Here is a 25,740-nt window from a genome sequence, read left to right on the forward strand (position 1 = left end):
AAACTAATTCGCATCCAATGGTGGCAGCGCACCCGATCGATCTCGCCATACCAACCTGAATAGTTCCAGGTAGCACTGCTGCTAAGTTGCCAACATCGGTATTTGCCACCGATGGTTATGATGTGCTCAAGACACCGATCGATCTCAGTAATTTTGCTATGCTTACCCTTCTTTCTACTCTAACGCTTAATGCCAATTTACAGGATTGCCATGGGAATAATTTAAGACTGTTTTAGCGTTCCTTTGCCTCGGTTTAAGTAGAGAGTAAGCTTCATTGTATTGCGAAAGATGAAGAAAATGAGAGCGACTGGTGTAGGGCGGTAGCCGTGACTGCCTGAAGAGGTTGACCATGCAGCGAGTTTCAACGGCATTGCCTCAACCAACCTGTTCTTCAATTTCCCTAAGCAATGCTTCCGACTATAGTGATTGCCGATCGAACCGTTGTCGCAGCCAACCCAATAAGCCGCTGAGTAATGCTCCGGCCATAAGAATGCCGATCGCAGGGGTAAACACAGGCTCCCACAGGCGATACCACAGGTCTAACCCTAAGGAAACGCCAAAGGCTCGACCTGTCACCGCAACAGCAAGCCAAAAAAAACTAAAGAGTACTAGAAACAGGTTGGCAACCAGCGCTAGATTTAACCACTCTAAAAACTTTTCTTTCATGAGTGTTGATTGGCAACAGAGAGAAACATAGATGGCGGATAGCCGTGGAGAATAATTCGAAGGTTGGTCATGACAGGACGATCGATTTCCTTCAGAGTTGGCTATCCCTTTAAAAACTGTACAGGGCTTCTGCTCAAAAGCAATGAAAAGAAACTGAAAAAACAAAGAAAAAGCAAAAATAGGCAAACAAAAAATATGGCTGTATTGAAGAACAGCCACATGAGTAGAACAGCAATCTATTAAAGTTTCCGGGAGTTGTTCAGATTAGCTTTCTACTAACTCCTCAACATCCTCTAAACTATCTGGATCTACATAGTGGCAAGTAGCATCATCAACACAAATTAGTGCCCATCCCGATTGATCGATGCCCATAAATTTGTACAAACCTTGCTCAATGAAAAAGCCTTTGTGATTGCGAGTATCCTGCTTCACTTCGACGTTATTACTGTGCATAGCTCCCGACTCCTTGCATTTTATAAAACAAACTTTTAATTAGCTATGAGTTTAGCTAATCTCCAACTTCACTAAAGCTTATCATTAGAAATCCGAGTTTTTTATTACAAATCTTGAGCGATGATTACAAGATATGTATCGCTATCTAGCTTTATGGCTGTATTCGCGAGCTACAGCATAAATCGGGCAGAGAGCACACGCCTAGCCGATTTGACGATATGCTCTCTGCTGAAATGGAACAACCCTTATTTTCTTTTGCCGTAATGAAGTTATTAATTCTCAAATAACCAGCTTCTAACCCGCATTAAACTCTTCCAATCTGGTTTGCGCGTTAAACCTTCTTTAAAATTCCGCTCGATTTCTTCTTTTAATTCTGGAACTGCCATCATCTGCCCTGCTATTTCAACATGTTGGCGTACTCCAGTTTGAGCAGTTTCGAGCATGGCCATCGCTAAGTTCACCCGGGCTTGCGGATCTTGAGGATTGAGTTTGACAGCCCGTTGAGCCGCTTTATAAGCTTGCGAGGGCTTATTGTCCAATAAGTAAAGCCACGCTAAGCACGTCCATGCTGAGCTATTTTTGGGAGCGCGATCGCAAATTTCTTTAAATGTCGGCAACAAGGTTGCAGCCGATTCGCCAGCATTGTAGCGTTCAATGCCTTGATCAAATAAAACTTCAACCGATTCGGTCATAACCGTTCGAGTGGCAATGCAATGAATAACAAATAATCACAGTCTCAAAGCATACCAAATTTAGCCCTCGACTTGCTGATTCGATGGATGCTATAGAGATGCTGCTTCCGCTGCCTAACATTCCGGTCTAGGTTGTTGCCCTTGATCTTGAGCGGGTTGGTTTCTCGGTTTCGATCCTTTCTAACGGGTTTGTCCTACCAGAGCCATTGCTGCCGCATCCTCTCCATCAGGGGATGATTGGCCGCAAACGCACGTTGCTACGTTACCTTATCGCTAGGACGAGTCACTGTGCGTTCTGCACCCATTGACCAACTGCATCGAATTTTATGTTTTCAAGAAAAAACTGGGTGAGCAAAAGAAATTGTGAGTTATTGTTAGGAGAACCCTCACTTTACACCGAACAGTTGCAATGGCGAACTATTGGGCAATCACGATCGGCATCGATCGCTATCAACACTTACAACCCCTCATGTATGCCCAACGGGATGCTCAAGCATTCCGCACGTTTTTGATCCAAGAGGCAAAGATTCCAGCAAAGCACTGTTTTTTGCTCACCGATTCTGCCTCTCGCCGGCATCGGACAGAAATTTATCCCACTCGCGATGGCATTCAAGCGTGTATTGCCCGCATGTGCCAGCAACGCTTACAACCCGGAGATTTTCTTTGGTGTTTTTTCAGTGGCTATGGTGTGCGGTTTGATGGTAAGGATTATCTGCTGCCGATCGATTGTAGGCTTGAGGATGTTACTACGACCGGGATACCAATCGAACGGTTGTTTAGCACGTTTGAAACGGCTCCGACTGATAACATTCTGTTGGTGTTGGATGTTAACCGTAATCAGGGTCAGTTGCCAGCGGAAGGGGTCGGCGATCAAGTCGCCCTGTTAGCCCGTGAGCACGGTGTTCCAACGATCGTGTCTTGCTTACCAGATCAGGTGTCGCACGAAACCTTGGCGCTACGGCAAGGGCTATTTACCACCGCATTATTGGAAGGGCTGCGATCGTCCGCTGGAGCAACGCTGGAGCAACTGGTTCAATATCTCAGTTATCGCCTGCCCGAACTCAGCCATCACCATTGGCGTCCTCGTCAAGATCCATTCGCAATTATTCCTTCTGAAAAGCGGTTTCAGTTTGTGTTACCAGACGCGAAACACCTCTCTGTTAATGGAACAATCGCACCGTTCCCAGATCTACCTATCGTAGAGGAGCGGTTGCTGACGTCTCCAGACTTTGTGTTTTTTGACAGCGGAGTGGATGTCCCTGTCGGGCGGGTAGGAAGAGGTGCATCCGAGGTGGGACGCCGGTATCCTACGGTGCAACTGAATCCGGCTTGGCACTTTTCAACTGGATCGGAGATGGAAGCGGTTGTGGGTAGGCAGTCCGAGACACGGATGCTGAACGCAGCGATCGCCGATCGATTGGTTGAAGAGGACTTAGCAGATTCTGTGTTTTGGCGGCGAATGCTGGCTTGGAGCGGCCTTGTAGCAGCCGTGTTGTTGATTGGCGTCGTCGTTCGCAATACTGGAACCGAGTCGCCCCCCTCTTCTGCACTTGATGCTGAGCCAATTGTTGAATCGGAGACCTCAAGCCCGGTACAAGGCATTGCACCATCGGTGATTGAAGCGGAGCCAGGTTCGCCCTTAGAGTCTGCTTACTTGGAAGCACGCGCCCGCAATTTCTTGGATGCCAAGCAATTTTTGAATGCGGTACCAGCGGAGGAACGCAATGCTGATTTTGACCGTTTGCTGGATCAAATCAATAAAGGACTATTGAGTGATGCCAAGATTCAATTGGCCCGAACTCGTGAGTTGACGAGCGAAAATCAGGCGGCAGATTTTGTGGAGGCGATGAAAATTGCGCGATTGATTCAACCCAATGAGCCGCAATATCAGGAAGCGCAACAGTACATCACTCGCTGGAGCCATGTGATTTTGGATATGGCGCAGGGGCGAGCCGATCGCCGCAACGATTCTTCTACATCGATTGCTGCTGACAACTTTGGAGCCGCAATCACGACGGCTCGGATGGTTCCTCCAGATAACGCCGAAGTTTACCAAAAGGCCCAAAAAGCGATCAATCAATGGAGCCAACAGATTTTTGATTTGGCCCAAGATCGAGCCGATGAAGCCAAGTATGAAGTCGCTGTGCAGACGGCTGAAATTATTCCCCCCGATGTAGCAATCTATCCAGAAGTGCAAGCGGCGATCGCTGTTTGGCAAGACAAGCCCTCATTGTTGATCTTGCCCACTCCCTAGCGAGTTGGTGAGGAATTTGCCGTCATCGCTTGAGCCTGAATTGCGGTGATGGCGACAGTGTTAACAATATCTGTCACGGTGCAACCACGGCTGAGGTCATTCACTGGCTTCCGCAGTCCTTGCAAAATTGGCCCGATGGCCACGGCATTGGCCGATCGCTGTACGGCTTTGTAGGTGTTGTTACCAGTGTTCAAATCAGGGAAGACAAATACAGTGGCGTGTCCAGCGACTTGGCTACCAGGCAGTTTTGTTTGGGCGACCCTCTCGTCGATGGCAGCATCGTACTGAATTGGACCTTCAATCTTTAAGTTCGATCGCTGCCTGACCAATTGGGTTGCTTCCTTTACTTTGTCTACATCGGCTCCTTTGCCCGATTCTCCAGTGGAATAAGAAAGCATGGCAACTAATGGATTAATGCCGAACAGGGTGGCGGTTTCAGCAGAGCTAATGGCAATATCGGCTAGCTGTTGCGGATTGGGATTGGGGTTGACAGCGCAGTCTCCATAGACCAGCACACGATCGTCTAGACACATGAGAAACACACTGGAGACAATTGAGCAACCGGGCTGGGTACGAATGAATTCTAAAGCAGGACGAATGGTATGGGCGGTGGTATGCAATGCGCCAGATACCATGCCGTTAGCCGCATCCTTGTACACCATCATCGTACCAAAGTAGCTGACATCGTGCATCATGTCTCGCGCAAAGTCTTGAGTAATTCCTTTATGCTTTCTCAGTTCAAAATAGGTGGCAGCATAATCATCATGAAGGTCTGAGTGCAGAGGATCAATAATCGCAACTCCATCCAGATCCAATCCTAATACTGCAATTTGTTCACGAATTTCTGATTCATTACCTAGTAGCGTAATATCAACCACACCACGTCGCAATAAAATTTCACTCGCGCGTAAAATTCGTTCGTCTTTGCCTTCTGGTAAGACAATGTGTTGTTTCGCTGATTTTGCTCGTTCGATTAATTCATACTCAAACATAATCGGCGTGATCCGATCGGAACGGGAAATCGAGATTCGCTCCTCAATCTTTGAGGTATCAACATAGGATTCAAAAATTCCTAATGCCAAGGCAATTTTGCGTTCATTATCGGGTGTAAGTTCGGCGCGAACTGCGTTCACCTGAGTGGCGGTTTCATAGGTATCACTAGCAACTTGAACAATTGGCATCGTCCAGCGTGAAAAGCCATCAATCAACGATCGTATCGTGGGTGGCAATGACAAGCCTCCGGTCAGCACAACCCCCGCGATCGGGGGGTAATGATCAGAAAAGCTGGTGGCCAAGCAGGCCAACAGAATGTCAGCCCGATCGCCGGGTGTAATTACTAAACTACCGTCTTCAACATGGCTGAGAAAATTTGGTACTTGCATTGCGGCGGCCTTGAATCCAGAAATTTCACGGTTGAGGTGTTCAGGTTCTCCATAAATTAACTGCCCATTCAATGCTTTCGCAATTTCAGCCATCGTCGGTTTTGCCAACGTGTCATCTTCAGGTAAGACGAACACGGGTTCTGCGTAGCTCCACACTTTTTGAAGTTGAGACACAACTTCGTCTTGTTGTGGTGAAAATACTCGATTAACAAACGTAGCGACGATCGAACAACCCGCTTCTACAAACACATCTCGCGCCGTTTTAACCGTACTAATCACTTCTTCTGGTTGTTTTTCATGACCGTTTGCAACTAATAAAATGGGAATGGCTAAATGACTCGCAATTAAACTATTGAAATTATCGATAAAAGCCGGATCAATGTCAGTGGAATCGCAACCTTCACACACCACAAACTGACACTGTCGTTCTAAGGCTTTGTAAGCAGTAATGACTCGCTTGAGTAATTCATCGGTTTGACCGTTGGCAATCAACTGCCGTGCTTCAGCCGCTGTCAGTGCATATTGCGACTCGTAAGGCAGCTCTATTTGATAGCGACTGCGAACCAGCACCATATCGTTATCCTGCTCTGGATGGTTATGAATCACTGGGCGAAAAAACCCCAGTTTCTCGACTCGCTTTGATAGTAGCTCTATCATGCCAAGCAGTACTAATGACTTACCACTGCCAGGTTCGATCGCTGCAATATATAAATTGTTTGTCATTTGCACAACCCTTCGCAGTACTGGATGGTTTGGGAATCTGATTCGATCGGATTATCGTAAAATGGAACACCAAAATTTCGTTAATCTTAACGGCAAATCTGTCTTTGAATTGTTCGTTTTGATCGTAATGAGTAGACGGTACATTGCCTCAAACCATCAGTTGCGTCGGCCGCTGGTTAGGGTTGTGTACTGCCCGACTAACACTAGCTTAGGAAACTCTAAGATTCCAGAAAACTCTAAATAGACTAACTGCTTCTAACAATCCCTTGGACAGTGTTTGTGAAAACGCTGAACTCCCTCGTCATGCCGTCAGTTTCAGCCCTCGCCCTCAATCCCTCTGCTGCCTTGAGCGAAGGACATTGATCTGGCTTCCCGTTGCCCTGTTTGAGAGCAGGAACTGGGGGATGACGGCAGTTCGGAATAACGTGTCCGGACTTAAAACAAGCGCCAAATAACAGTAGACAAACTGAGTAAATTTTAAGTATAATCACTGAAATTTATGTAATAAATAACACTATAAATTGAATGGATTGATGATTGAATCAATCACCCCCACTGGCTATCTCTTCTGCTTTTTGAGAAGCTCAGCTACTAGCTTGTCAACCAATTGAGTCAATTTAGTAACTCGCACAGCCACAATCAAGAACTAAATGATGAGTAAAGATAACCTAGCCGTACAGGCGTCCTGTTGTGATGCCGCGATGCATTGGGACGATAGTACCGATCGCCTCAAACAAGATGCCGAACTAGCCGATCCAGAACGCCTATATCGAGAGTTACTGGTTTTGGTAAAAACTCAACCAGCAGAACTGGTTTTGGCAACATTTAAGGATACCTTTTTTGCTACTGCTGATGCTGATCCGGATACTGCTGCACTCTGCCAGAGGGACTGGTTCGCGGTGTTGAAGCCAATGCTTCTGGCTAATCAGGCGCAAACCTTTCGCAATACGCTAAAGCGATGTTGCTATATTCTGGTAAACAACTGGGAGATCGCCCGCAACTATGGTGCTATCCGGGCACTTGTGCAACTCTTCTCTGATCCCATCCTCGCGAAGTCTTCAGTTTTACCTATCATTCGACGACTACGAAATTGGTTGAAGGATTTTGTGACAAGTCCGGATTTTCAAGAACTAACACTGTTTGCGGCTCGTTATCCCGATCGCACGACAACTCATTGGACGGATCGCTATGTTCCCTATTTACTGGTGCCGCAGTACGTCAATCTGAATAATCCATTTGAGCAACGACAAGCCGCTAGAGCACTATATAAAAAAATGAAAGCTCAGTTCAAGTTTGACTTAGCAATGTACACCGCTCATGCTCATGCGTCTAATACGAGTGAGGCAGTCAGTAAGAATCCAACTCGTTTGGGCGATGAGGCGGTTCAACTAATCAAGCGGATTGTGCTAACGCGCAGGTTTGTTGACTATCCGCATTTAGCTCACGTTTTTCTTGAGCAAACGCAGTACCTGTCGTATCGAGAATTCAAGTGCAGTCTGATTGATTATTTGATTTTTTCGATCGACAAGGGTGAAATGGCCACAACGCTGAGATCCTATCTTGCTGATCAGTTAAACTCGCTATACCAGGAGCACGATGATGACCTGATAGACAAGTCATTGCGCCTGCGAACGGCAAATCGGTTAATTGATTACCTAACCATTGAAAAACAACAGCAACCTTCTACTCTCTTTACACTGTTTTTAGCTCATAATGCTGCACTAACACTGGTAGTGATCCTACTCAAACTTGTGCTAAGTAGCCAATACTCTCGCACTCATTTAGAAGTTCGAATAGCAGAATTGATTAAATACTACGAAATCTATGCCGAAAGTGAATGCCAGTGGATCATTCGATTTCTCGAAATCTTGAACATTGCGATGACGATTTACACCGAAAACGTAGAATATAGTTTAGTAAACATGACGAGAGCCTGCTCAGCATCTCCGTCCGTTGCTTTGGCAGAAGCTCACTTAGCAGACTATCGTATCTTTTCCCAATTGAGGTCAGGTAAATCGGCAAGCTAATCTGTGCTGCTAGCCCAGTTATTCAACCCCATCTGGTTCATCCATGTTAGCCGGTGGAACTAATGCCACAGCGACGATCGCATCATCTCCATCCAACCGTTGCACTCGCACCCCAGTAGCCGCCCGCGACTGACAGGAAATGGCATTGACGACTTGACGAATAATAATGCCACGGCTCGTTACCATGATAATTTCATCGTTCTCGTTAACAATTTGCAATGCTGCCAGGCGATCATCGGTCTTGCGAAACTTAATGGCACGCAGTCCCATTCCAGCCCGCTTTTGCAATCGAAATTGTGAAACGGGTACGCGCTTACCTAACCCGCCCATGGTGATAATCAGCGCCCAAGGGCCTTGATTGCGCAAGTCTGCATCCAGTTCTTCGGTCTCACAATCAACATCAGCGTCTTCGCTTTCGGCGATACTATCCACCACCTGACTGGGCAAAATATCCATGCTGATTAACTCATCACCGGGACGCAGCGCCATTGCCCGCACTCCCCGAGTAGGACGCCCCAACGGACGCAATTGTTCATGATCGGCGCGAAAATGGATTGACATCCCTTGGCGTGACCCGATAATGATACTGTCGTCTGCCCGGGCGCGGCGCACCCACCGCAACTGATCGCCCTCTTCCAAAGAAATAGCAATTAACCCATTGGCGCGGATATTACTGAACGCTGCTAACTCGGTCTTTTTGATGTACCCTTTTTGAGTCAACATGACTAGATACTCGTCGCTGGTGAACTCAGCCACCGGCACGATCGATGTGATTCGCTCTTCATGAGAAATGGGCAGCATTTGCACGATCGGAGTTCCGCGTGATGTGCGCGAACCCGTTGGAATTTGGTAAGCTTTGAGGCAATAGGAAATCCCCCGATCGCTGAAAAACAAAACGCTGTCGTGATCACAGCAAGTAAGGAAATGTTCGACTCCATCATCTTCCTTCATCCGAGCAGCCGCTTTGCCGCGTGTGGCCCGGCTTTGAGCTTCAAACGTGCTAACAGGCATCCGTTTGATATAGCCTTGTTCAGTCAGCAGAATGATGGCTTGCTCGTTGGCGATCAAGTCAGTATCCACCAGTTCACCATCAGCCCGCTCAATCAGAGTGCGACGCGGATTGGCATACGCTGATTTCAAGTCAGCCACTTCAGCCTCGATCATCTGCAAGATGCGTTCGCGGCGCTCTAAGATATCTCGCAAATCGGCAATGCGAAGCTGCAACTCATTATGTTCCTGCTGAATCTTTTCCGCCTCTAAGGCGGTTAGCCGTCGCAGTTGCATTTGCAAAATAGCGTCTGCTTGTACCTCCGATAGTTCGTAAGAAGCAATCAATTCTTGCCGCGCCGTTGTGGTATCGGCTGCATGGCGAATCAGATGGATAATGGCATCCAAGTTAGCCAGCGCCACCAGTAGTCCTTGCAGTACATGATCGCGTTCCTCTGCTTTACGCAACTCATAGCGAGTGCGGCGTGTGATGGTTTCGATCCGGAAATCAAGGAAGACCTGAAGCGACTGTTTCAGCCCCAGTAATTGGGGTTCCCCATCAACCAGCGCCAGCATGTTTACACCAAAATTGGCTTGAAGCGGCGTTTGCTTATAGAGATTATTGAGAACCACTCGTGGATAGGCATCCCGGCGTAGCTCAATCACAATCCGCATTCCGTCTCGATCGCTTTCGTCGCGAATATCAGCAATCCCTTCCAGGCGACGTTCGTTCACCATTTCAGCAATGCGTTCAATCAAAGCTGCTTTGTTCGTCTGGTAAGGCAATTCTGTGATGATGATGGCATCGCGATCGGGGCGACCTCGGTGCTCAATCGTTTCGATCGTCGCCACTCCTCGCATGGTAATTGAACCGCGCCCCGTGGTATAGGCTTCTCGAATACCGCTGGTTCCTAAAATTTGTCCACCCGTGGGGAAGTCAGGACCCGGAATATATTGCATCAATTCCAGATCGGTCATTGCTGGATTACGAATTAGCGCTACTAAGCCATCTAACAGTTCCCCCAAGTTGTGCGGTGGAATGTTGGTGGCCATGCCTACGGCAATTCCCGATGAGCCATTGAGCAGCAGTTGCGGAACGCGGGCCGGTAGCACCAGCGGCTCTTGCTGCGAGCCATCAAAGTTTGGTGTGAAGTCTACCGTATCTGATTCAATATCTTGCAGCAGCGCGTTGGTGGTGAGTGCCTGTAATCGACACTCGGTATAGCGCATGGCAGCAGGTGGATCGTTATCAATTGAACCAAAGTTGCCGTGACCGTCAATCAGCGGCGATCGCATCGAGAAATCTTGAGCCATCCGCACCAAGGCATCGTAAACCGCTGTATCGCCGTGGGGGTGATACTTACCCAATACTTCTCCCACCACACGGGCGCATTTACGAAACGGGCGATCGTGCGTTAAGCCCAACTCGTGCATGGCGTACAGTATCCGCCGATGTACAGGCTTCAAACCGTCCCTAGCGTCTGGTAATGCCCGGCCCACGATCACACTCATGGCGTACTCTAAGTACGATCGAGACATTTCATTGCGCAGATCGGTGGGAACAATCCGTTCCTGTGGAGTAGTCATACTGGAAAAAGCTCCGAAAATCTATGCGTATCGCCGAAAAACCTAAAAATTGCGCAAAAATTCCCTAAACCACCAATTTGTTCACTGAATTTGCTCAATATGCTGCGATCAGATGACCAAGTTTAAATATTGTAACATATTTGGCTTCAAGGCATCCTACACCACCTTGGATGACCCAGCCCCAACAATGTGCTTGCTCCACTTCCTTTACTCCTCAATCTGTAGCTCACAGCACTTACAATCTAAGCAGCCATTGCAACCGCTATTTTAGCTATACTCGCTCAAACTGGAACGAGTCCCTTTGAAACGCAGAAGAGGCGCTGTCAAGCCACTCACACCACATCAAGAGCAAACAACCAGCGTAAACGAATCTTGTGTCTATAGCCCTCATGCTCAAGTCCTTTCCCATCCTATAAGTAGGGGAGGGGTGGCAAAACAGGAACATCTTTGTTTATCTCTGTTTATCTCTTGATGTTTGCCTCTTGATTGGGCTATGTCACAAGGGATGCCAAACCCCGCTTCTAGCATTTTTAGAACAATTCTGAAGCCGAGTGTAAGGTCTTTTAAGGGAGCATCCACTGCCAAATCGATCGACACTGCCACTGGTGGTTTACGGTGATTAATGCAGTTGGAGACGCCCGAGTGGGGTTCTGCAAGGTAATTGCCTTAATTCTAAGTATCACTAGTTACATTTTAACCTGACATCGAATTCATTGGAGTTTTGTCCGGGTTCGGTAGCAATCATGGCTGAAATCTTGGTGAATCGATCGCACCTTTATCCCGCAGAACTACCGACAACGCTATCTCACAAAATTGACACAACAGCTTCGTAAGATTGACATCCGTTACTCTTGCCATTGATAGAGTTCGTTTTCTAAGTTGGTAACGGAGAAACAAAACTTAATGGCTATGGCGTCTCTATGGTTGAACTCTTCTGAGTACTGCATCTTTGAACTTTAAACACAAATGCATCATTACTGCTGAGAGGAACTCTGAATGTTAACTTCTATGTATTGTCCCGATACCATTAGCGCTTCGTGGGTCCCTTTCGCTGGAATGCTGACTGGTTGGTTAGTGCGTCCTTTGTTTGTGCTACCGTTCTTTGTTCTATTATTTAGTGCAGCAAGCTTACTGCCACGGGCGTTTGGGCGTCGCCCCGTGCAAATGGCGGTTGTAGGGCTAGGTTTAGTTTACGCACTAACGCTGTTTCCGGTTACAGCCAATGTAGCTGAGGTGGCGCTGGAGTGGCGAATCCCTCACGATTCTGGGGCAGCGGCGGATGCAGTCGTCGTTTTGGGACGGGGTGGAGACTTGAATCCGTCCCGGGTTGAAGTTGCGGCTCAGTTATGGAAAGAGCGGCGTGCTCCACTAATTTTCGCCAGTGGCATTAGCGATGCGCCCAAAATTCTGACAATGCTGCGTGACAAGGGCATTCCAGACCAACAGTTACAGGGGGAAGAATGCTCACGCACGACTTATGAAAATGCAGAATATACGTCAACTTTGTTGAGACCCCAAGGAGTTCAACGAATTTTACTGGTCACGGATGGCCCTCACATGCTGCGATCGTGGCTAACCTTTCGCGGGTTTGGATTCACCGTTACTCCGATTGTCAGCGCTGGTCCCGATTCCTTGAGCCGCGTTGGTCGGACTCGGCTAATCTTACGGGAGTATCTAGGACTAGTTAGCTATGGGTTGCTGGGGCGGTTTTCGTCATCTCCGCAAAGCAGTGCCATGAGTGGTCCGCAACCATCAGTTTCGCAGCCGTTGACGGCCTCCTACTCAAGCTAGAGTCATCTAGACTGAGGGGTAGGGTTTAGTCAAGTTGTTGCCATGCTGCCAATTATTTACTCTGACAAGTTTCTAGAACACGACACTGGGGCATATCATCCGGAACGACCGAGTCGTCTCACCGCCATCATCCAAGCGTTGCACGCGGCCCCTTGGGCCCACCAGTTAGATTGGCAGCCCCCTACCCCCATTGACGTGGCTGGCGATCGACTCATGCTATCCATTCACTCGGTGCATCCACCTCAGTATGTAGAAGCCGTGGCGCGCTTAGCCCAAATGGGAGGAGGGCACATTGACCCCGATACAATCGTATCGGAGCACAGTTACGATGTGGCCTTATTAGCAGTTAGTGCTTGGTTGGACGGGGTCGATCGCGTGATCGAAACGGGGTCTCCAGCGTTTGTGCTAACTCGTCCTCCCGGACACCACGCCCTTCCGTCTCAAGGGATGGGATTTTGTCTGTTCTCGAATGCCGCGATCGCCGCTCATTATGCATTGAGTCATCCATCGGTTAAGCGGGTTGCCATTCTGGATTGGGATGTACACCACGGCAACGGCACTCAGGCGATCGTAGAAACCCACCCCAACATTGCCTACTGTTCACTGCATGAGTTTCCACACTATCCTGGTACGGGTGCCGCCACAGAACGGGGCAAGTTTAATAATGTACTCAATTTTCCGCTAGCCGCTGGTAGCACCCTGGCCGACTATGAGCCGTTGTTTCAAGAAAAAGTCGTTCCCTTCTTACAAGCGTTCCGTCCTGATTTGCTGATTGTCAGCGCTGGCTATGACGCCAATCGAGCCGATCCACTCGCCCACATGGCTCTGCAACCTCAAGACTATGGTCGGTTCACCGACTACTGCCTGCACGTAACTCGGCAGGTTGTGTTTGGGCTAGAGGGAGGCTATGATCTCAAGTCTTTAGGGCAATCGGTGGTAGCCACAATCGGGTCCTGCCTCAGTGCTAACTCTGCTTCGCCAATCCGCTAATCCTTAAAATTACCGACTATATTTCGTCCACGAAGCCTTAGACTAGAGGTTGCATCTTTTTTGTGTTCTAACCAACGTTCAAATATTGAGATTTACCCGTGCGAAAGGTCATCATTGCTGGCAACTGGAAAATGTACAAAACCCAGGCAGAAGCCCTGGATTTCTTGCGAGGGTTCCTAGACCACCTCAATGAAACCCCAGACGATCGGGAAATCGTGATTTGTGCCCCCTTTACGGCCCTGGGAACGTTGTCTAAGAACTTGCATGGTAGCCGCGTGCGCGTGGGAGCACAGAACGTACACTGGGAAGACGCTGGGGCATTTACCGGCGAAATTTCTGCCCCGATGTTGGTCGAATTAGGTGTGCGCTATGTGGTGGTAGGGCACAGCGAGCGTCGGCAATATTTTGGTGATACCGATGTGACAGTCAATCTCCGCTTACGGGCTGCCCAAACCCACGGACTCATTCCGATTCTTTGTGTGGGAGAAACTAAGCAGCAGCGGGATGCGAACGAAACCGAAGCCGTGATCATTGGACAACTGGACAAAGACCTGCGTGGCGTCGATCAAGAGCGGTTGGTCATTGCCTATGAGCCAATTTGGGCGATCGGCACAGGTGACACCTGTGAATCGGAAGAGGCTAACCGCATTATTGGCTTAATTCGCAGCAAGCTCAATTATCCCGATGTCCCGATTCAATACGGTGGCTCGGTAAAACCTGGCAACATCGACGAAATCATGGCCCAACCCGAAATTGATGGTGCTTTAGTCGGCGGTGCTAGCCTTATTCCCAATGATTTTGCCCGCATTGTCAATTACAAAACCGTTGTTTAGTGAAGCGGGGGCTAGGGGGGTGCCCATTGAGCAGGCATAATCCCCTATCACCAACTTCTGAGAAAATGCTATAGAAAAAGCACCCCTAATTAGGGTGCTTCCAACCAGCTAATTTGAGACAATCGTTGCAACAGTAGGTTGCTTGATCTCAAAACTTTAGTGTTAACTGAATCGGACTGAACTAGCTAAGAGCAGCATGGCTGCGATCGTAGGAATCACCAAAGGAAGGATGGACTTTCCCTTGAATATGGTTCCAATAGCGGCCGGCCTCATCCCCAGACAAACCAACTCTGGCATCTAAGCGACTCAACATCGCTTGCTGGCGTTGCTTAACTTTGCGATGGTGATTCATCATTAGCACGCGGGCCCGATCTTGAATTGAGGATGCCGGTGCGTTGATTGTTGCCGCCACCTCTGGAGCGTCTACCTCTGTGGATTCGATCGCATCCTTGACTTCAACCGGATTGGCAGTATAGGCCGTGCCGCGATAGAGCAGATCTAGTGTGGGCTGTAATACAGGAACTTTCTTGGGATTGCGGAACCGAACATCTAGTCCACGATATTTTCCAGACTGGCTGAGATCGCCATATTCCACAGCCGGGGGATTGTATTCGTAACTAACGCCGCGATATTTAATCTTCATGGTCTTCGCCTCTCGAATTCAACGTAGTGATGTGAGGCGCGTTCCTTCGGGGACTTCCCTACTTCCGTCCTTTCAATCTGCACTTCTTGGATGATTGAAGGATGAACGATTTATCTTTCTGTATCTATTGTTACGGTTTTGACGGTTTTTGTCAACACCTAACGAAAAAATATCAGAAAATCTTGACTTATACAGCAATTGCCGCCATGACAACATCCTTGAGTTGCGATCGTTGTCGTAGAGATTCAATCACCTGTTCAGCGGCGATTGGAGTTCCGGTCAGCAGAATGGTCTGTCCATCCGTGGTCTGAGCAATCTTTCGGATTGAATTGAGGTGGCGGCAAGATTCAGATCGGCTAAGGTCGTGGCTTGCACCACTGCAATTGGGCGCAGACGCGAATCATCATAGCCATAAGCTTCGACCTGCACGACTTTCGAGAGACGGGGTCCCGTTGCAGTCCCTGTTTTTTGCGCTCGGTGACTTGGAATCGCAAAATTAATCGTCCATCTTCTATCGCCACTGGCTCCGATGATTGAAACATCCATACAATACCTAGAAGTGTCCGATCGGGATGAGCTTATAGGTTCGTATAAGCACGTACAAGCATCAGAGTAGCAGGGGAAATTCTGCCTGAACGTGCCACTGTTGACCATTGTGAAGAAATAGTGTGAGTCGATCGCTTAGAAAGGTGAACTCAACCGCTTGGGCGGCTAGCTCTGCCCAAGCTTGCTTAAATGACTGCCGGGTTACGTTGCGAGAAGCGACCGTAAGATGAGGAGCAAAGGAACGCTGTTTCGAGACTGGGTCTACAATATCGAGTTGCTGTTTTAGGTGAGCCATCAAGGTAGACTGCAATTGCAATAGCTCTGGTGTTTTTACAACGTTGATAAACAAAACGCGGGGCGCAAACACACCAAACCCGGATAACTGAATTGGAACGGGCGCTTGCGCCTGAGCTACGGTCTGAAGTTCACTGTGTAACCTTGAGATGGCGTCGATCGACCACAAAAAGGGGGGTTGCAGGGTAATGTGGGGTGGGGCTTTGGCGGTGCGCATACGATAGCGATCGGTGAGGTCTTGAATTACCTGATTGGCATAATCCTGAATGGCAGGCGGTGGCAACAGTCCTACAAAAAAACGGGATGGGCGATCGGAGGAGGGCATTCTAGTCAACTCTAATTAATCGTGATTAATTGTACGGCTAGCATCTTCCTAATTGTGGGGAATGCTCAACCAACCGCGCCGATTTGCGTTGCAACTCTTTATTGCAACCGATTATTGCAACTGAGATCTCAGTTGCCTCGATTTTCGGTACACTTTGGAAAAATTCTAAAGTTCAGAGAAAATTAAATCAATCCACCTTCAATCAACAGCCAGAGAGCAACAGCTAGGTTGTTCAGCTTTATTGTTTGTAGCGCTAACTCACCAATTCTATGAAAAATGGACTGCCCTTTGTTCCCGCAGTGCTTGCCTTCGGTGTAATTACAACAGGTTTTGTTCTGCCTGCTAATGCAGAAAACCATGAGCATGTGCAGCAGTTGCTTCAAACTCGGCACTGTTCAAGTTGCGATTTGAGTCGAGTTGGGCTGGTTTACAGTAATTTAGCGGATGCGGATTTAAGCCAAGCTAATTTATCTCAGGCGAATCTCAGCCGCGCGAATCTCACTGGGGCAAACCTCAGCGGGGCTAATTTGACCGGAGCAACGCTGGTTCATGTCAACCTCAGCGGTGCAGATTTAACCGGGGCCGATCTGCGAGGAGCCGATCTGCGAGGAGCCATTTTAACCGGAGCGAATGTTGCTGGTGCGAGGTTAGACGAGGTCAATTTGTTGGGAGCGGTAGGGCTACCCCGCGAAGTAGCTACTCCAGAGCAACTCTATCGATTAGGTTTAGCCGAGGTCGATCGCGGTCACTATCGCGGGGCGATCGATCAGTTCAACCAAGTGCTCCAGTTAGATCCATCTTTTGCACATGCTTACCTTGCCCGAGGCATTGCTTGGTTTCAATTGGGCGAGCGATCGGCGGCTCTAGAAGATGCTCGACAGGCAGAACAACTTTATTTAGCACAAACCAACGAGGACGGCTATCGCATTGCTAATCAACTGAGCCAAGGTATTGTAGCCATTCAAGAAGTCCATGAAAAACAGCAAGAGCAAATGCAAGGCAATGGCATTGGCACCAGCATTCTCAACTTGCTAGGAGTGGCCGCTTCCCTATTTCTGCGGTTTGGGCTGTAGAAGTTGTTCTACCGTTGTGGGGCTAGTTGTTGGTTGCTGGCGCTGGCAGGGATCGATCGCGGCGCTTTGTTGAGTTTCTCCCTGGGTTTCAGCGCCATTGTCGCAATGCCGCCTGCTGCGACAACGTAAATTGGATTGATTAGAGCGTTAAGAATAGAGTCTGTCATGTAAAGCACAACCCCAACAGCTAGCACGGCCGTTGGAGCCACTTTCGGGTTAAACCAGAGCCGAGCCGGATACCGAGACCAAAATAATGCCATCACGGGCAGCAGCATCCCTGTAAATAGGCTAATTAGTCCCACAGCGCCATTGTGACCAAATGCAATAATCCATAAGCTGTCTTGAATAGTTCGACCGCCATAGTCGTCTGTGGCAACCAGCGCTCGGCCAAAGCCACCCCAACCAAACCAAGGGCGCATCCGTGCTCTGTCCACCAGTAATTCTTCATTGTCAAAACGAAACTCCAACGATTCAATTCGATCGGGCGGAAAGACTTGGGACAGGGTCTCAATCAATTGGTCAGCAATATAATTTTCAGTAGCAGCACTGATATAAAGGTAAACCCCCAGCGCACCAATGAGCAGGAATACGGGTAGGGCTGTACGAAACCGCTTGCCGATGAACATAATGCCTAACCCGGCAGCCAGCAATGCGTAAGCCCCTGTCGATCGCACCAAAATGAACGTAACGAACAAGGCCGCTACTGCCCATTTAACAGGAATATTCCAAACTTTCTTCACCGCTTTGGTTTGCCAGAGCCAGATACCAGCTAGTGTTGCCACCATCATAAAGGCTCCAACTGCCAAGCCGTGCTGCAAGAAAACCGTGGGTCTGAATCCACCAAGCCGGATTGATTGACCAAAATCGGCAAAGGCGTGATCGCCATAGACAATTCGGTGTAACTGGGGGCTGAAGCGGTTTTCAAACAGACAGAGAGGAACATAAGACAGTCCTCCCATAAAAATCCCCATCGCTAACAGCCGAAACCCTTCCAAATTGTTGATGTAAATTCTCCCTAAGAAATAAGGAATACCCCATGTGACTACCTGTCCCAGCGTTGCCGAAAACCCGTCGTAGGCTCCCAAACCATTGGTCATAGATGAGGTAAAGGGACAAACCAGGCACCAGATTGCCATTGGAACATCAACCCAGCCAAACCGAAAGGTTGAGAACCTACCAGCGTCGTAGATAAACGTGGCTAGCAAAATTCCATAACAGGTTGCGGAAGCCTTGGTGTAATCTGGAATGCCAGGTAAATCTAGCTCGGCTTGGGGTAAATATAGCCACGCCACAATAAAGCTAATGACGACTGCTTTTCTGGCAGGAAAGCGCGAGAAAAGATAAAGCACCGCCGGAATCCACAAAAACATCACCAGCGGTGTGGTGATGGCGACGTTTGGAAAGTCATTGCCAGTGAATGTAAAACCCATATCGATCTATATTGGTGTGCTGTCGGTACACTATCGATGCTGAATTTAGGAGGCTGAACCAGTTCGTTGACGTGCTAGAGTTCTACCTTAACCTGCGGAATACAGTTTGATCACGGGTTTGGGCATACTTAGCGTCGTTCTAAGCCTCAGCCTTCAAAAGTTGAGTTTGTGCGAAACACCAATCCGTTATTCTTGAGGTTGCCTGCTCCTTCCGGGATAAGTCGAGGCAGCCGAGGTTGCGGAGGTCGATTGGCTGCTTGTATCGAGCGGGGTGGTGCAGCCCGATCGCTGGAAACGCTGTAGTACGAAAGCGCTAGCAGTTTACGGCTTTCACCATCGGGGCAGTTGAGGGGTTCTGGATGACCGTGATATGAGAAATCCGTGGTGCTGAAAATGACACAGCGGTTGAAGATGGGCAAGATACGCTTCTCGCAATGAGTCATGTCAGCATTCCATAATTCAAGATGTCCACCATACTCTTCTTTCCAATCTTTGTTCAGATAGATCAACAGGTTTATTTTGCGATCGAGGGGCGGTTTGATGCGGTGTGGAGGCAACACTGACTGTGACACAAAAACGGGCTGCGGAACGAGACTAGAGGATTGCATGGAGGGTTGAACAACGCTGAGCAATCGGTCGGTTGAGGAAGGGCTGGCTCGATCGACTCCTGAAAGCTGAGTTGATGAATGACCAGATAGTTCATTAACTAGGTCTGGATCTGCCATGATGCCGCTCGTATTTGTCAACTGTTCTAGAAAACTAATGAAAGTCGGTGAATTCAGTTCTAGGAGTAGTGTCTGCGTTGTTTGACCCATCTGAACGTTAGACTTGGGTGTACTGTCGGCAGCTAGCTTATGGATTGACCGCTCGAGCGGTTGCCCAGTCGGTTGCCAACTACAGGCAATCGCGTTGGGAAATTCATCTAGCACTCGATCGAGAACGTTTGCTGGCAGAAACTCGTCAATAACTAAGTGGGGAAATGGTTTGGCTTGATTGTAAAGGTTACGACTGGTTTCTAGCAGATGATTGAGATACTTTGAATGTAAGTAGGGCCCTGAGTATAACGTCATTGGTTCCGCTGAAGACTCGGTTAGCAACAGAAAGGGGGCGGAATTTGCTTCTTACAACCATATCAAAGCCCTCTAAGTATCTAGAGGTTCTAACCTCTCGCTTCATAGAAACTTTGCTTGTGAGTCCGTACAATCTAGGGAGCTTTTGAGTAGGCGTTGGTAACGGATAGATCCCGATAGGAGTGAGATGCTGTTACCGCTGGCTGGTTTTGATGTCGTTCGGAACTAGCCCGGAACAAGATTGCCAATTTGCCTGCTTCGATCGCCACGTTATGCTGTTGGGCCACGCGGGCTGCCCCTTGCCGTCCCAGGTGCTCTAGATGCTCTGGGGAAGCTTGTAATGCCTGCCGCATGGTGCTAACTAAGTCCTCGACGGAACTGGGAGGCGTTAGCCAACCACAAACCCCTGGTTTCACGAGTTCGGGAATGCCAGCGATCGTAGTACTGATTACCGGCCGCCCCAACGCCAACGCTTCCATAATGGCAACTGGCAACCCCTCTGCAAAACTAGGCAACACCATCACCCACGCATTCAGCAAATGCCGCCGCACTTCCACGTTACTGGCCCAGCCGGTAATCTCGATGTAGGGTTGTAGGTGATGAGCCGCAATCAGGGCTTCAATCTCAGGGCGAATCGTGCCGTCGCCCACTAAAACTAGCCTAAACCGAAAACCTTCCTGAATTAATTGTTGGGCCGCTTGTACTAGCAGCAATTGTCCCTTATCTTCACACAGTCGCCCGATGCAAACAAATTGTGGTTCCGTTGGCATGGGTGTAAAGGGATGGTCTAAGTAGACTTGATCGACCCCACAGTGAACCACGTGAATTTTCGGCCACTGATCAAGCGAGCACCAGCGATAAAGCTGGCTTTTGCCAAATGAACTGATCGCTACAACAAAATCAGCGCGTTTAATTTTTTCGGGTAGTCCGATCGCCTGAACTTTATCAAATTCTTCCGGCCCATGCACCGTGAAACTATAGGGCGGCCCTCCCAGCGATCGACAGAGCAAAGCTACCGTTGTTGAGTTAGTGCCAAAGTGGGCATGAAGATGAGCCACGTCAGCTTGATTCAACCATTCCAGCAGCACACATGCCTCGGCTAGGTAGATGAGGTGGTACAAAATCCCTTGCTCTGAACGGCGCCCCAGCTTCCAGGCCAACCGGAAGCTTTGCCAAAACTGACTCGGACGGCTAATTGCTACCCGACAAAAGCTGAGCAGCACTCCAAATAACCCCACCCCCAGAATGAACCGAGTTTTGTCTAGCTCTTGGCGATCGGCTTCATCAACCAACTCAGTCGCGCAGGAGCGCACAGAAAATCGTAAAACCGGTATTCCATCAGCTTCCAGTGCCAAAATTTCTCGCCGAATGAAACTGTGGCTGACTTTCGGATATTGGTTAACGAGGTAGGCAACGGTGATAGACATGTCGCTTGCTGGGATAGCTGGGATAGGAAATGATCAAAAGTCTATAGTTACATGAAAAACTAACAGGTTACAGTCGAGCTATTTCTTATCTAGAAGCTTCACCCTTTCTTTTTAATCCTTGAGGCGATTCTTGGGGGAATGCCATGCCGGATGAAGATTTGACAAAGCTAAGCGCCTCGATCGAGTCTCTTAACCGAGAGATTACCTAGATTTGCTCAACTAAAGTCATCTGATGAACTGAGTCGATCTAGGTTGACTAGATCTTTCACCTTAGAAACGAGTACAACAGTTGGTTGAAACCTGATTAACACCTGAAGTCCTTGAGTCGAAGCTATAGTCGTCCTAAACATACCGCTAGGTTCAGTGCTGCCAATGGCCGTTGGATTATTGTTGCGATCGTTTTGTTGATTTTCCTAGTTTACGGTTTGCTGATTTCGCGCTCGTTAATCAATCCTGTGCAGATGACTCCTTTGCGTCTACTCACCGATCCATTTTTGCAACTGCCAACTGCCACTTCAGTGCGAGTGGTTTGGTTTACAGAGTTTGCAGGTCTGGAGCATACTGTTGCCTATGGAAATGACCTTGAGTACACGGTCACTGCCACCACAACTAAGCTCAGCCACGTTCGTGAAGATCAAGAATCATCGGTGGCTGGACAAACAGAGACAAATCCTATTTATTCACACCCCACTTACCGTGACATTTGGCGACACGAAGCCGAAGTAACTGGATTGTCGGCCGGACTATGTTTGCCCTACCAGGTCATTAGTACCGAAGCTAACAATCAATCGGTGCGTAGCGATCGGTTTATGCTTTGCCCCACGCCGATGGTTGGTCAACCGTTGAAGATTCTGTTAACCTCCGATCATCAACTAAAGCCTCTAACCGCCGCTAACTTACAAAAAGTAGTGGAAACGGTGGGGCAGGTTGATGCAGTGTTTCTCGCAGGCGACTTAGTAGATATTGCCGATCGGGCTTCGGAGTGGTTTGACAGCGATGAGGGCAATGCCTTTTTTCCGTGTTTACAAGGACGCGCCCACTATGATCTGAAGCGTGACGGAACCACGACTCGCTATCGAGGCGGTGCAATCATTCAGTCGGCTCCGTTATTTCCAGCACTGGGCAACCATGAAGTTATGGGTCGATTTTCAATGGAACAGACCCTTGGGGCACAGTTCAACGATCCGATTCCACAGGCAGTTGCTCAGCAGCGCTATGCCGAAGTAGCGGCTCAGGTGAATCCACAAAATGATCCGGCTGTGCAGCAAGCTTGGCTTAAGGATCATTCCTTCAACACCGATACCTATGAGGAACTGTTTTCGCTACCTGCTGATAGTCCAGGCGGGAAGAAATACTACGCTGTCAGCTATGGCGATATTCGTCTCATCTCTCTATATGTGACGAATATTTGGCGGGTTCCTAGCCTAGATGCCGGAGCACGAGGGCGCTATCGCGAACGTGATGAAGATCTGATGAACCCCGATCGCTGGGGCTACGGACAGCACATCTTTGAGCCAATCTCTGTCGGAAGCCCCCAGTATGAGTGGCTGCAAGCGGAGTTAAATCGTCCAGAATTTCAGCAGGCGAAATACAAAATCGTCATGTTCCACCATCCGCCCCATAGCCTAGGGGACAACATCGTTCCAGCTTATACCGACCCAGTGCAGACGATCGACTATTTTCCGGATGGAACCATTAAAGCCGTGCGCTACGAATACCCAATGGAGGCAGACTATCTGATTCGAGATGTTGTGCCGTTACTAGAAGCCGCAGGGGTGCATCTGGTGCTGTATGGACATTCGCATCTATGGAACCGCTTTACGAGCGACAGCGGAATGCACTTTCTAGAAACCTCAAATGTGGGCAATACCTACGGAGCCTATACCTTCAGTAACCAGAAACGTCGCCCAATTCCCATTAGTTACGAGCAAACTTACAAAGCCATGGGCGATCCCAATGGCTTAACCCCAATTATGCCATCTATCAGCCCCCTGATGGAGCAAACAGAGCCACAGCCCTATATCGCCAGCAACGATATCACAGTGTTCAGTATCCTAGAAACCGCAACGGGAACGGTGAGCAGTTATCGATTTGATACGCGCAACCCTGACTCGGCAGTTGTGAAGTTCGACGAATTTCAACTAGGGCGCTGATGGCTGTGGCCTGATCGAGAGATTTATCAGTCAATCAAGACTATGGCTTTAGCGGAGTAACGCCGTCCATGTAGCAGGTCCGACAACACCATCTGGCTCTAGATCGTAGCTGCGTTGTGCAGCCTGGACGGCCGCCTGCGTTTCTGTTCCAAATACACCATCGATCGGTCCTTGGTAGAACCCAAGCGACTTTAACCGCTCTTGCAGCCGTGCCACAGCCGGACCCCGCATTCCTACTCGCAACACAGGCAGATCAATCGACGCTTCTGGCGATGCTTCCGGGGTGGATCGATCGGGTTGGCTAGAAGTAGCCGCTTGGGCCGGTGGAGCAGTTTCGCTGCTCCTAGGGGAAGCTGCCTCGACTCCGGTCGTTTCGGGAGCGGTTGCCAGTGGTGCAGGAGATGGGGCGGGCACGGGATCGGTCGCCGTAGTAGCGGGTGGGGCGGGTAGTAGACGTCCCCAAGTATTGGCTCCAACAATACCATCGGCCTGTAGCCCTACCGCTTGTTGAAATGCAGAAACAGCCGCCGCTGTGTTGGCTCGATACACGCCATCCACCTCGCCTGAGTAGTAACCCAACAGCTTCAATAGGGCCTGTACCTCAGAAACCGACTCTCCTTGACTGCCCACTTGCAATACCGGTCGTGGATCAGGTTGGGATAGATTTGGCTGAACAGGGCTAGGCTGAATGGGATTGGGTTGAGTCGGTGTTGGTTGAACTGGTTCCGGCTGAACTGGAGCGGGTTCAAGCTGTGGCAAGGTTTGCATCCCTTCACCCTGAGCTTGGCTGTGGGCAGGTGCAATCGACAACGCCACGACGAACGCCATTAAACAGAGGAGTGTCTGCCTGAATTGACCAGGATGGGAACACAACTGAGCGTAAAACAACGATCGAATAGATAATTCTCGATGAAGCACTCGATTAAGCATAAGCATGGTTTGGCAGCGAGTCGGCGTACCGTTCATTGCCCTAAATCGTTAGTGAACCTAAATCGCTAATATGAATGGAAAGAAGTAAAAGGAGTAAAAGAAGTAATCGGGTTCAGACCCCAACTTTATACCTCAAACTTTTGTTGATTGGAAATCGTTCATAATTTGTATTCCTTGGGTTAGACGGCACATTCACAGGATAGTTCCACCTCATGCAGCATTCACTTCGTCATCGATTTCGTGGGGCCCTGTTGGGAGCTGCCCTTGGAGAAACCCTTGGAATCACCGGTGCCGATCGAATGGTGACACAAACACCTCGCTCTTGGTTCACCGTACATACCTGGGGATTTCAGGTTCCGCCGTCTGCTGCGGTATGGTGGGGGAAACTGGCAGCCATGCAATTAAGGAAGTTACTGCCTACTGGGCCAAGTTTGTCTGCGTTACCGAACGGCGCAATCATTTCAGAGATTTCTCAAGGGTCTTCCGTCGATCGGGCGAAAATTTCAGGATTTGCCATTGCCAGTCTGCCGATCGCTTTGTTTTATCACGAAGACTGGCAACAGTTGCAGCATCACCTAGAACAAACACTGTCTGACTGGCAACTATCCGTCCAAGACTCGCCAGTAGGAACCGCTCTGTTAGCCGTTCACTATGGAGTGGCCCTAGCACTTCGAGAACGACTGCATCCCGCCCATCTGCTGGCTCGTCTTACGGTTGATTTGGATTTGCAAGATCGTGCTCCCCTCTTTCTACAACAACTCAATCAAGTCCAACGGTGGTTAAGTGAAGGAACAGAGCTATCCACGATCCAGTCGATGCTCAAAGACGGATGCTTGGATGGCTCTAGGGATACTACTCCAATCGCATTAGCGCTGTATGGTTTTCTCGGAACTCCCACAAACTTTCGGGTATCACTTCTGCGAATGGCGCAACTTCCATGTCAGCCCCAAATAACATGTGCCATCACAGGCGCGTTGTCTGGAGCGTACAACAGTTTATCTGGGTTGCCGTGGCACTGGCGAACAGGGACGCGATCGATTACCCCATCCCCCGTTTGCACGTGGGGAGCAACGTCAGAAGCAGATTTACTCAACCAAGCAGATCTGCTATGGGCGGCTTGGTCTGGGGCTTATAACCCAACAACATGGCTGTCTCAACCAACTTGTGTAACCGCGTCCCCCCATGTGATTCGACCTCGATAGAAAAAGGCGGGGTAGGGGGGTGGAGATGGGGAACAGAGGATTGGGAGAGGATGATTCACCTATACCCTGCTTCAGTTTTCGACTTTTCTTCTCGCTTCTTGCTTTCCTATAAAAGCTCCTGTTTGCCAAAAATGGGCTGGGCGATATGATTGACTGAAGGTGTGGCTGCCTCAGATCTCGTTACAGTCTGCACAAATGGTGAGAACACACTTATATTATGTGGGGCTAGTATGTTGGTCCGTCTTAACTTGTTGGGCTGGTT

The 25,740-nt window shown here is 49.0% G+C and carries 19 protein-coding genes and 1 riboswitch; of the genes, 8 read left to right on the top strand and 11 right to left on the bottom strand.

The window, feature by feature from the left end; genetic code table 11:
• Positions 1 to 417: 417 nt before the first annotated feature.
• The 3 genes from OXH18_RS06430 to OXH18_RS06440 all read right to left on the bottom strand — a co-directional run bounded on the left by OXH18_RS06430 (position 418) and on the right by OXH18_RS06440 (position 1,811).
• A complete protein-coding gene (locus OXH18_RS06430) occupies positions 418 to 666 on the bottom strand; it encodes a hypothetical protein (protein ID WP_268611627.1) in 249 nt (82 codons plus the stop codon).
• A 264-nt stretch (positions 667 to 930) separates the two neighbouring features.
• Positions 931 to 1,119: a hypothetical protein gene (locus tag OXH18_RS06435; protein ID WP_268611629.1), complete on the bottom strand. Its 189-nt coding sequence runs from the start codon at positions 1,117 to 1,119 to the stop codon at positions 931 to 933.
• 272 nt (positions 1,120 to 1,391) lie between these two features.
• A complete protein-coding gene (locus OXH18_RS06440) occupies positions 1,392 to 1,811 on the bottom strand; it encodes a tetratricopeptide repeat protein (protein ID WP_268611630.1) in 420 nt (139 codons plus the stop codon).
• Between the two features lie 409 nt (positions 1,812 to 2,220).
• On the opposite strand from OXH18_RS06440, the gene OXH18_RS06445 reads away from it, so the two are divergent.
• Positions 2,221 to 4,065 (top strand): caspase family protein, encoded by a 1,845-nt coding sequence (locus OXH18_RS06445; RefSeq protein WP_268611632.1) that lies wholly within the window; start codon positions 2,221 to 2,223, stop codon positions 4,063 to 4,065.
• Here the strand turns inward: OXH18_RS06445 and pta are convergent.
• On the bottom strand, positions 4,062 to 6,170 hold the full coding sequence (gene pta / locus OXH18_RS06450; RefSeq protein WP_268611633.1) for a phosphate acetyltransferase: 2,109 nt from the start codon (positions 6,168 to 6,170) through the stop codon (positions 4,062 to 4,064). The two genes, OXH18_RS06445 and pta, sit on opposite strands and share 4 nt — an antisense overlap.
• A gap of 650 nt (positions 6,171 to 6,820) precedes the next feature.
• Between pta and OXH18_RS06455 the strand changes: the two genes are divergently transcribed.
• A complete protein-coding gene (locus tag OXH18_RS06455) occupies positions 6,821 to 8,197 on the top strand; it encodes a hypothetical protein (RefSeq protein ID WP_268611634.1) in 1,377 nt (458 codons plus the stop codon).
• A gap of 18 nt (positions 8,198 to 8,215) precedes the next feature.
• Here the strand turns inward: OXH18_RS06455 and gyrA are convergent, their stop codons facing one another.
• Positions 8,216 to 10,771 carry a DNA gyrase subunit A gene (gene gyrA, locus OXH18_RS06460; RefSeq protein WP_268611635.1) on the bottom strand — a complete coding sequence of 852 codons (2,556 nt, stop codon included), beginning with the start codon at positions 10,769 to 10,771 and terminating at the stop codon, positions 8,216 to 8,218.
• A 996-nt stretch (positions 10,772 to 11,767) separates the two neighbouring features.
• Between gyrA and OXH18_RS06465 the strand changes: the two genes are divergently transcribed.
• The 3 genes from OXH18_RS06465 (at position 11,768) to tpiA (ending at position 14,385) form a co-directional block, all read left to right on the top strand.
• The gene (locus OXH18_RS06465; RefSeq protein ID WP_268611636.1) at positions 11,768 to 12,562 is read left to right on the top strand and encodes a YdcF family protein; all 795 of its coding nucleotides are present in this window, start codon (positions 11,768 to 11,770) and stop codon (positions 12,560 to 12,562) included.
• 42 nt (positions 12,563 to 12,604) lie between these two features.
• A complete protein-coding gene (locus OXH18_RS06470; RefSeq protein ID WP_268611637.1) occupies positions 12,605 to 13,552 on the top strand; it encodes a histone deacetylase family protein in 948 nt (315 codons plus the stop codon).
• Positions 13,553 to 13,650: 98 nt separating this feature from the next.
• Complete coding sequence (tpiA, locus tag OXH18_RS06475) at positions 13,651 to 14,385, top strand: triose-phosphate isomerase (RefSeq protein ID WP_268611638.1); 735 nt, start codon at positions 13,651 to 13,653, stop codon at positions 14,383 to 14,385.
• Between the two features lie 181 nt (positions 14,386 to 14,566).
• On the opposite strand, the gene OXH18_RS06480 is transcribed toward tpiA, so the two are convergent.
• Complete coding sequence (locus OXH18_RS06480; RefSeq protein ID WP_268611639.1) at positions 14,567 to 15,028, bottom strand: DUF4278 domain-containing protein; 462 nt, start codon at positions 15,026 to 15,028, stop codon at positions 14,567 to 14,569.
• Between the two features lie 35 nt (positions 15,029 to 15,063).
• Positions 15,064 to 15,138: riboswitch (Glutamine riboswitch) on the bottom strand.
• Positions 15,139 to 15,635: 497 nt separating this feature from the next.
• Positions 15,636 to 16,193 carry a 2'-5' RNA ligase family protein gene (locus OXH18_RS06485; RefSeq protein ID WP_268611640.1) on the bottom strand — a complete coding sequence of 186 codons (558 nt, stop codon included), beginning with the start codon at positions 16,191 to 16,193 and terminating at the stop codon, positions 15,636 to 15,638.
• 269 nt (positions 16,194 to 16,462) lie between these two features.
• On the opposite strand from OXH18_RS06485, the gene OXH18_RS06490 reads away from it, so the two are divergent.
• Positions 16,463 to 17,266, top strand: coding sequence for a pentapeptide repeat-containing protein (locus tag OXH18_RS06490; protein WP_268611642.1), 804 nt, complete (start codon positions 16,463 to 16,465; stop codon positions 17,264 to 17,266).
• An 8-nt stretch (positions 17,267 to 17,274) separates the two neighbouring features.
• On the opposite strand, the gene OXH18_RS06495 is transcribed toward OXH18_RS06490, so the two are convergent.
• The 3 genes from OXH18_RS06495 to OXH18_RS06505 form a co-directional block, all read right to left on the bottom strand.
• Positions 17,275 to 18,696, bottom strand: coding sequence for an O-antigen ligase domain-containing protein (locus tag OXH18_RS06495; protein ID WP_268611643.1), 1,422 nt, complete (start codon positions 18,694 to 18,696; stop codon positions 17,275 to 17,277).
• A gap of 146 nt (positions 18,697 to 18,842) precedes the next feature.
• Positions 18,843 to 19,766, bottom strand: a complete 924-nt coding sequence (locus OXH18_RS06500; protein WP_268611644.1) for a 2OG-Fe(II) oxygenase — start codon at positions 19,764 to 19,766, stop codon at positions 18,843 to 18,845.
• A gap of 134 nt (positions 19,767 to 19,900) precedes the next feature.
• Positions 19,901 to 21,187 (bottom strand): glycosyltransferase family 4 protein, encoded by a 1,287-nt coding sequence (locus OXH18_RS06505; RefSeq protein WP_390904383.1) that lies wholly within the window; start codon positions 21,185 to 21,187, stop codon positions 19,901 to 19,903.
• A 467-nt stretch (positions 21,188 to 21,654) separates the two neighbouring features.
• Between OXH18_RS06505 and OXH18_RS06510 the strand changes: the two genes are divergently transcribed.
• Positions 21,655 to 23,346: a metallophosphoesterase family protein gene (locus OXH18_RS06510; RefSeq protein WP_315874681.1), complete on the top strand. Its 1,692-nt coding sequence runs from the start codon at positions 21,655 to 21,657 to the stop codon at positions 23,344 to 23,346.
• Positions 23,347 to 23,394: 48 nt separating this feature from the next.
• Here OXH18_RS06510 and OXH18_RS06515 read toward each other — a convergent pair whose 3' ends face one another.
• Positions 23,395 to 24,276 carry a peptidoglycan-binding protein gene (locus OXH18_RS06515; protein WP_268611649.1) on the bottom strand — a complete coding sequence of 294 codons (882 nt, stop codon included), beginning with the start codon at positions 24,274 to 24,276 and terminating at the stop codon, positions 23,395 to 23,397.
• Positions 24,277 to 24,488: 212 nt separating this feature from the next.
• Here OXH18_RS06515 and OXH18_RS06520 point away from each other — a divergent pair, with 212 nt between their 5' ends.
• Entirely contained in the window at positions 24,489 to 25,478 is a 990-nt protein-coding gene (locus OXH18_RS06520; protein ID WP_268611650.1) for an ADP-ribosylglycohydrolase family protein, read from the top strand.
• The last annotated feature ends 262 nt before the right edge of the window (positions 25,479 to 25,740 follow it).

This window comes from Thermocoleostomius sinensis A174, from assembly GCF_026802175.1.
Classification (GTDB): Bacteria; Cyanobacteriota; Cyanobacteriia; order Elainellales; family Elainellaceae; genus Thermocoleostomius; species Thermocoleostomius sinensis.

Coding starts and splice junctions, on each gene's coding strand:
- OXH18_RS06430 (WP_268611627.1), bottom strand. CDS start 666: ATGAAAGAAAAGTTTTTAGAGTGGTTAAATCTAGCGCTGGTTGCCAAC.
- OXH18_RS06435 (WP_268611629.1), bottom strand. CDS start 1,119: ATGCACAGTAATAACGTCGAAGTGAAGCAGGATACTCGCAATCACAAA.
- OXH18_RS06440 (WP_268611630.1), bottom strand. CDS start 1,811: ATGACCGAATCGGTTGAAGTTTTATTTGATCAAGGCATTGAACGCTAC.
- OXH18_RS06445 (WP_268611632.1), top strand. CDS start 2,221: ATGGCGAACTATTGGGCAATCACGATCGGCATCGATCGCTATCAACAC.
- pta (WP_268611633.1), bottom strand. CDS start 6,170: ATGACAAACAATTTATATATTGCAGCGATCGAACCTGGCAGTGGTAAG.
- OXH18_RS06455 (WP_268611634.1), top strand. CDS start 6,821: ATGATGAGTAAAGATAACCTAGCCGTACAGGCGTCCTGTTGTGATGCC.
- gyrA (WP_268611635.1), bottom strand. CDS start 10,771: ATGACTACTCCACAGGAACGGATTGTTCCCACCGATCTGCGCAATGAA.
- OXH18_RS06465 (WP_268611636.1), top strand. CDS start 11,768: ATGTTAACTTCTATGTATTGTCCCGATACCATTAGCGCTTCGTGGGTC.
- OXH18_RS06470 (WP_268611637.1), top strand. CDS start 12,605: ATGCTGCCAATTATTTACTCTGACAAGTTTCTAGAACACGACACTGGG.
- OXH18_RS06480 (WP_268611639.1), bottom strand. CDS start 15,028: ATGAAGATTAAATATCGCGGCGTTAGTTACGAATACAATCCCCCGGCT.
- OXH18_RS06485 (WP_268611640.1), bottom strand. CDS start 16,193: ATGCCCTCCTCCGATCGCCCATCCCGTTTTTTTGTAGGACTGTTGCCA.
- OXH18_RS06490 (WP_268611642.1), top strand. CDS start 16,463: ATGAAAAATGGACTGCCCTTTGTTCCCGCAGTGCTTGCCTTCGGTGTA.
- OXH18_RS06495 (WP_268611643.1), bottom strand. CDS start 18,696: ATGGGTTTTACATTCACTGGCAATGACTTTCCAAACGTCGCCATCACC.
- OXH18_RS06500 (WP_268611644.1), bottom strand. CDS start 19,766: ATGACGTTATACTCAGGGCCCTACTTACATTCAAAGTATCTCAATCAT.
- OXH18_RS06510 (WP_315874681.1), top strand. CDS start 21,655: ATGACTCCTTTGCGTCTACTCACCGATCCATTTTTGCAACTGCCAACT.
- OXH18_RS06515 (WP_268611649.1), bottom strand. CDS start 24,276: ATGCTTAATCGAGTGCTTCATCGAGAATTATCTATTCGATCGTTGTTT.
- OXH18_RS06520 (WP_268611650.1), top strand. CDS start 24,489: ATGCAGCATTCACTTCGTCATCGATTTCGTGGGGCCCTGTTGGGAGCT.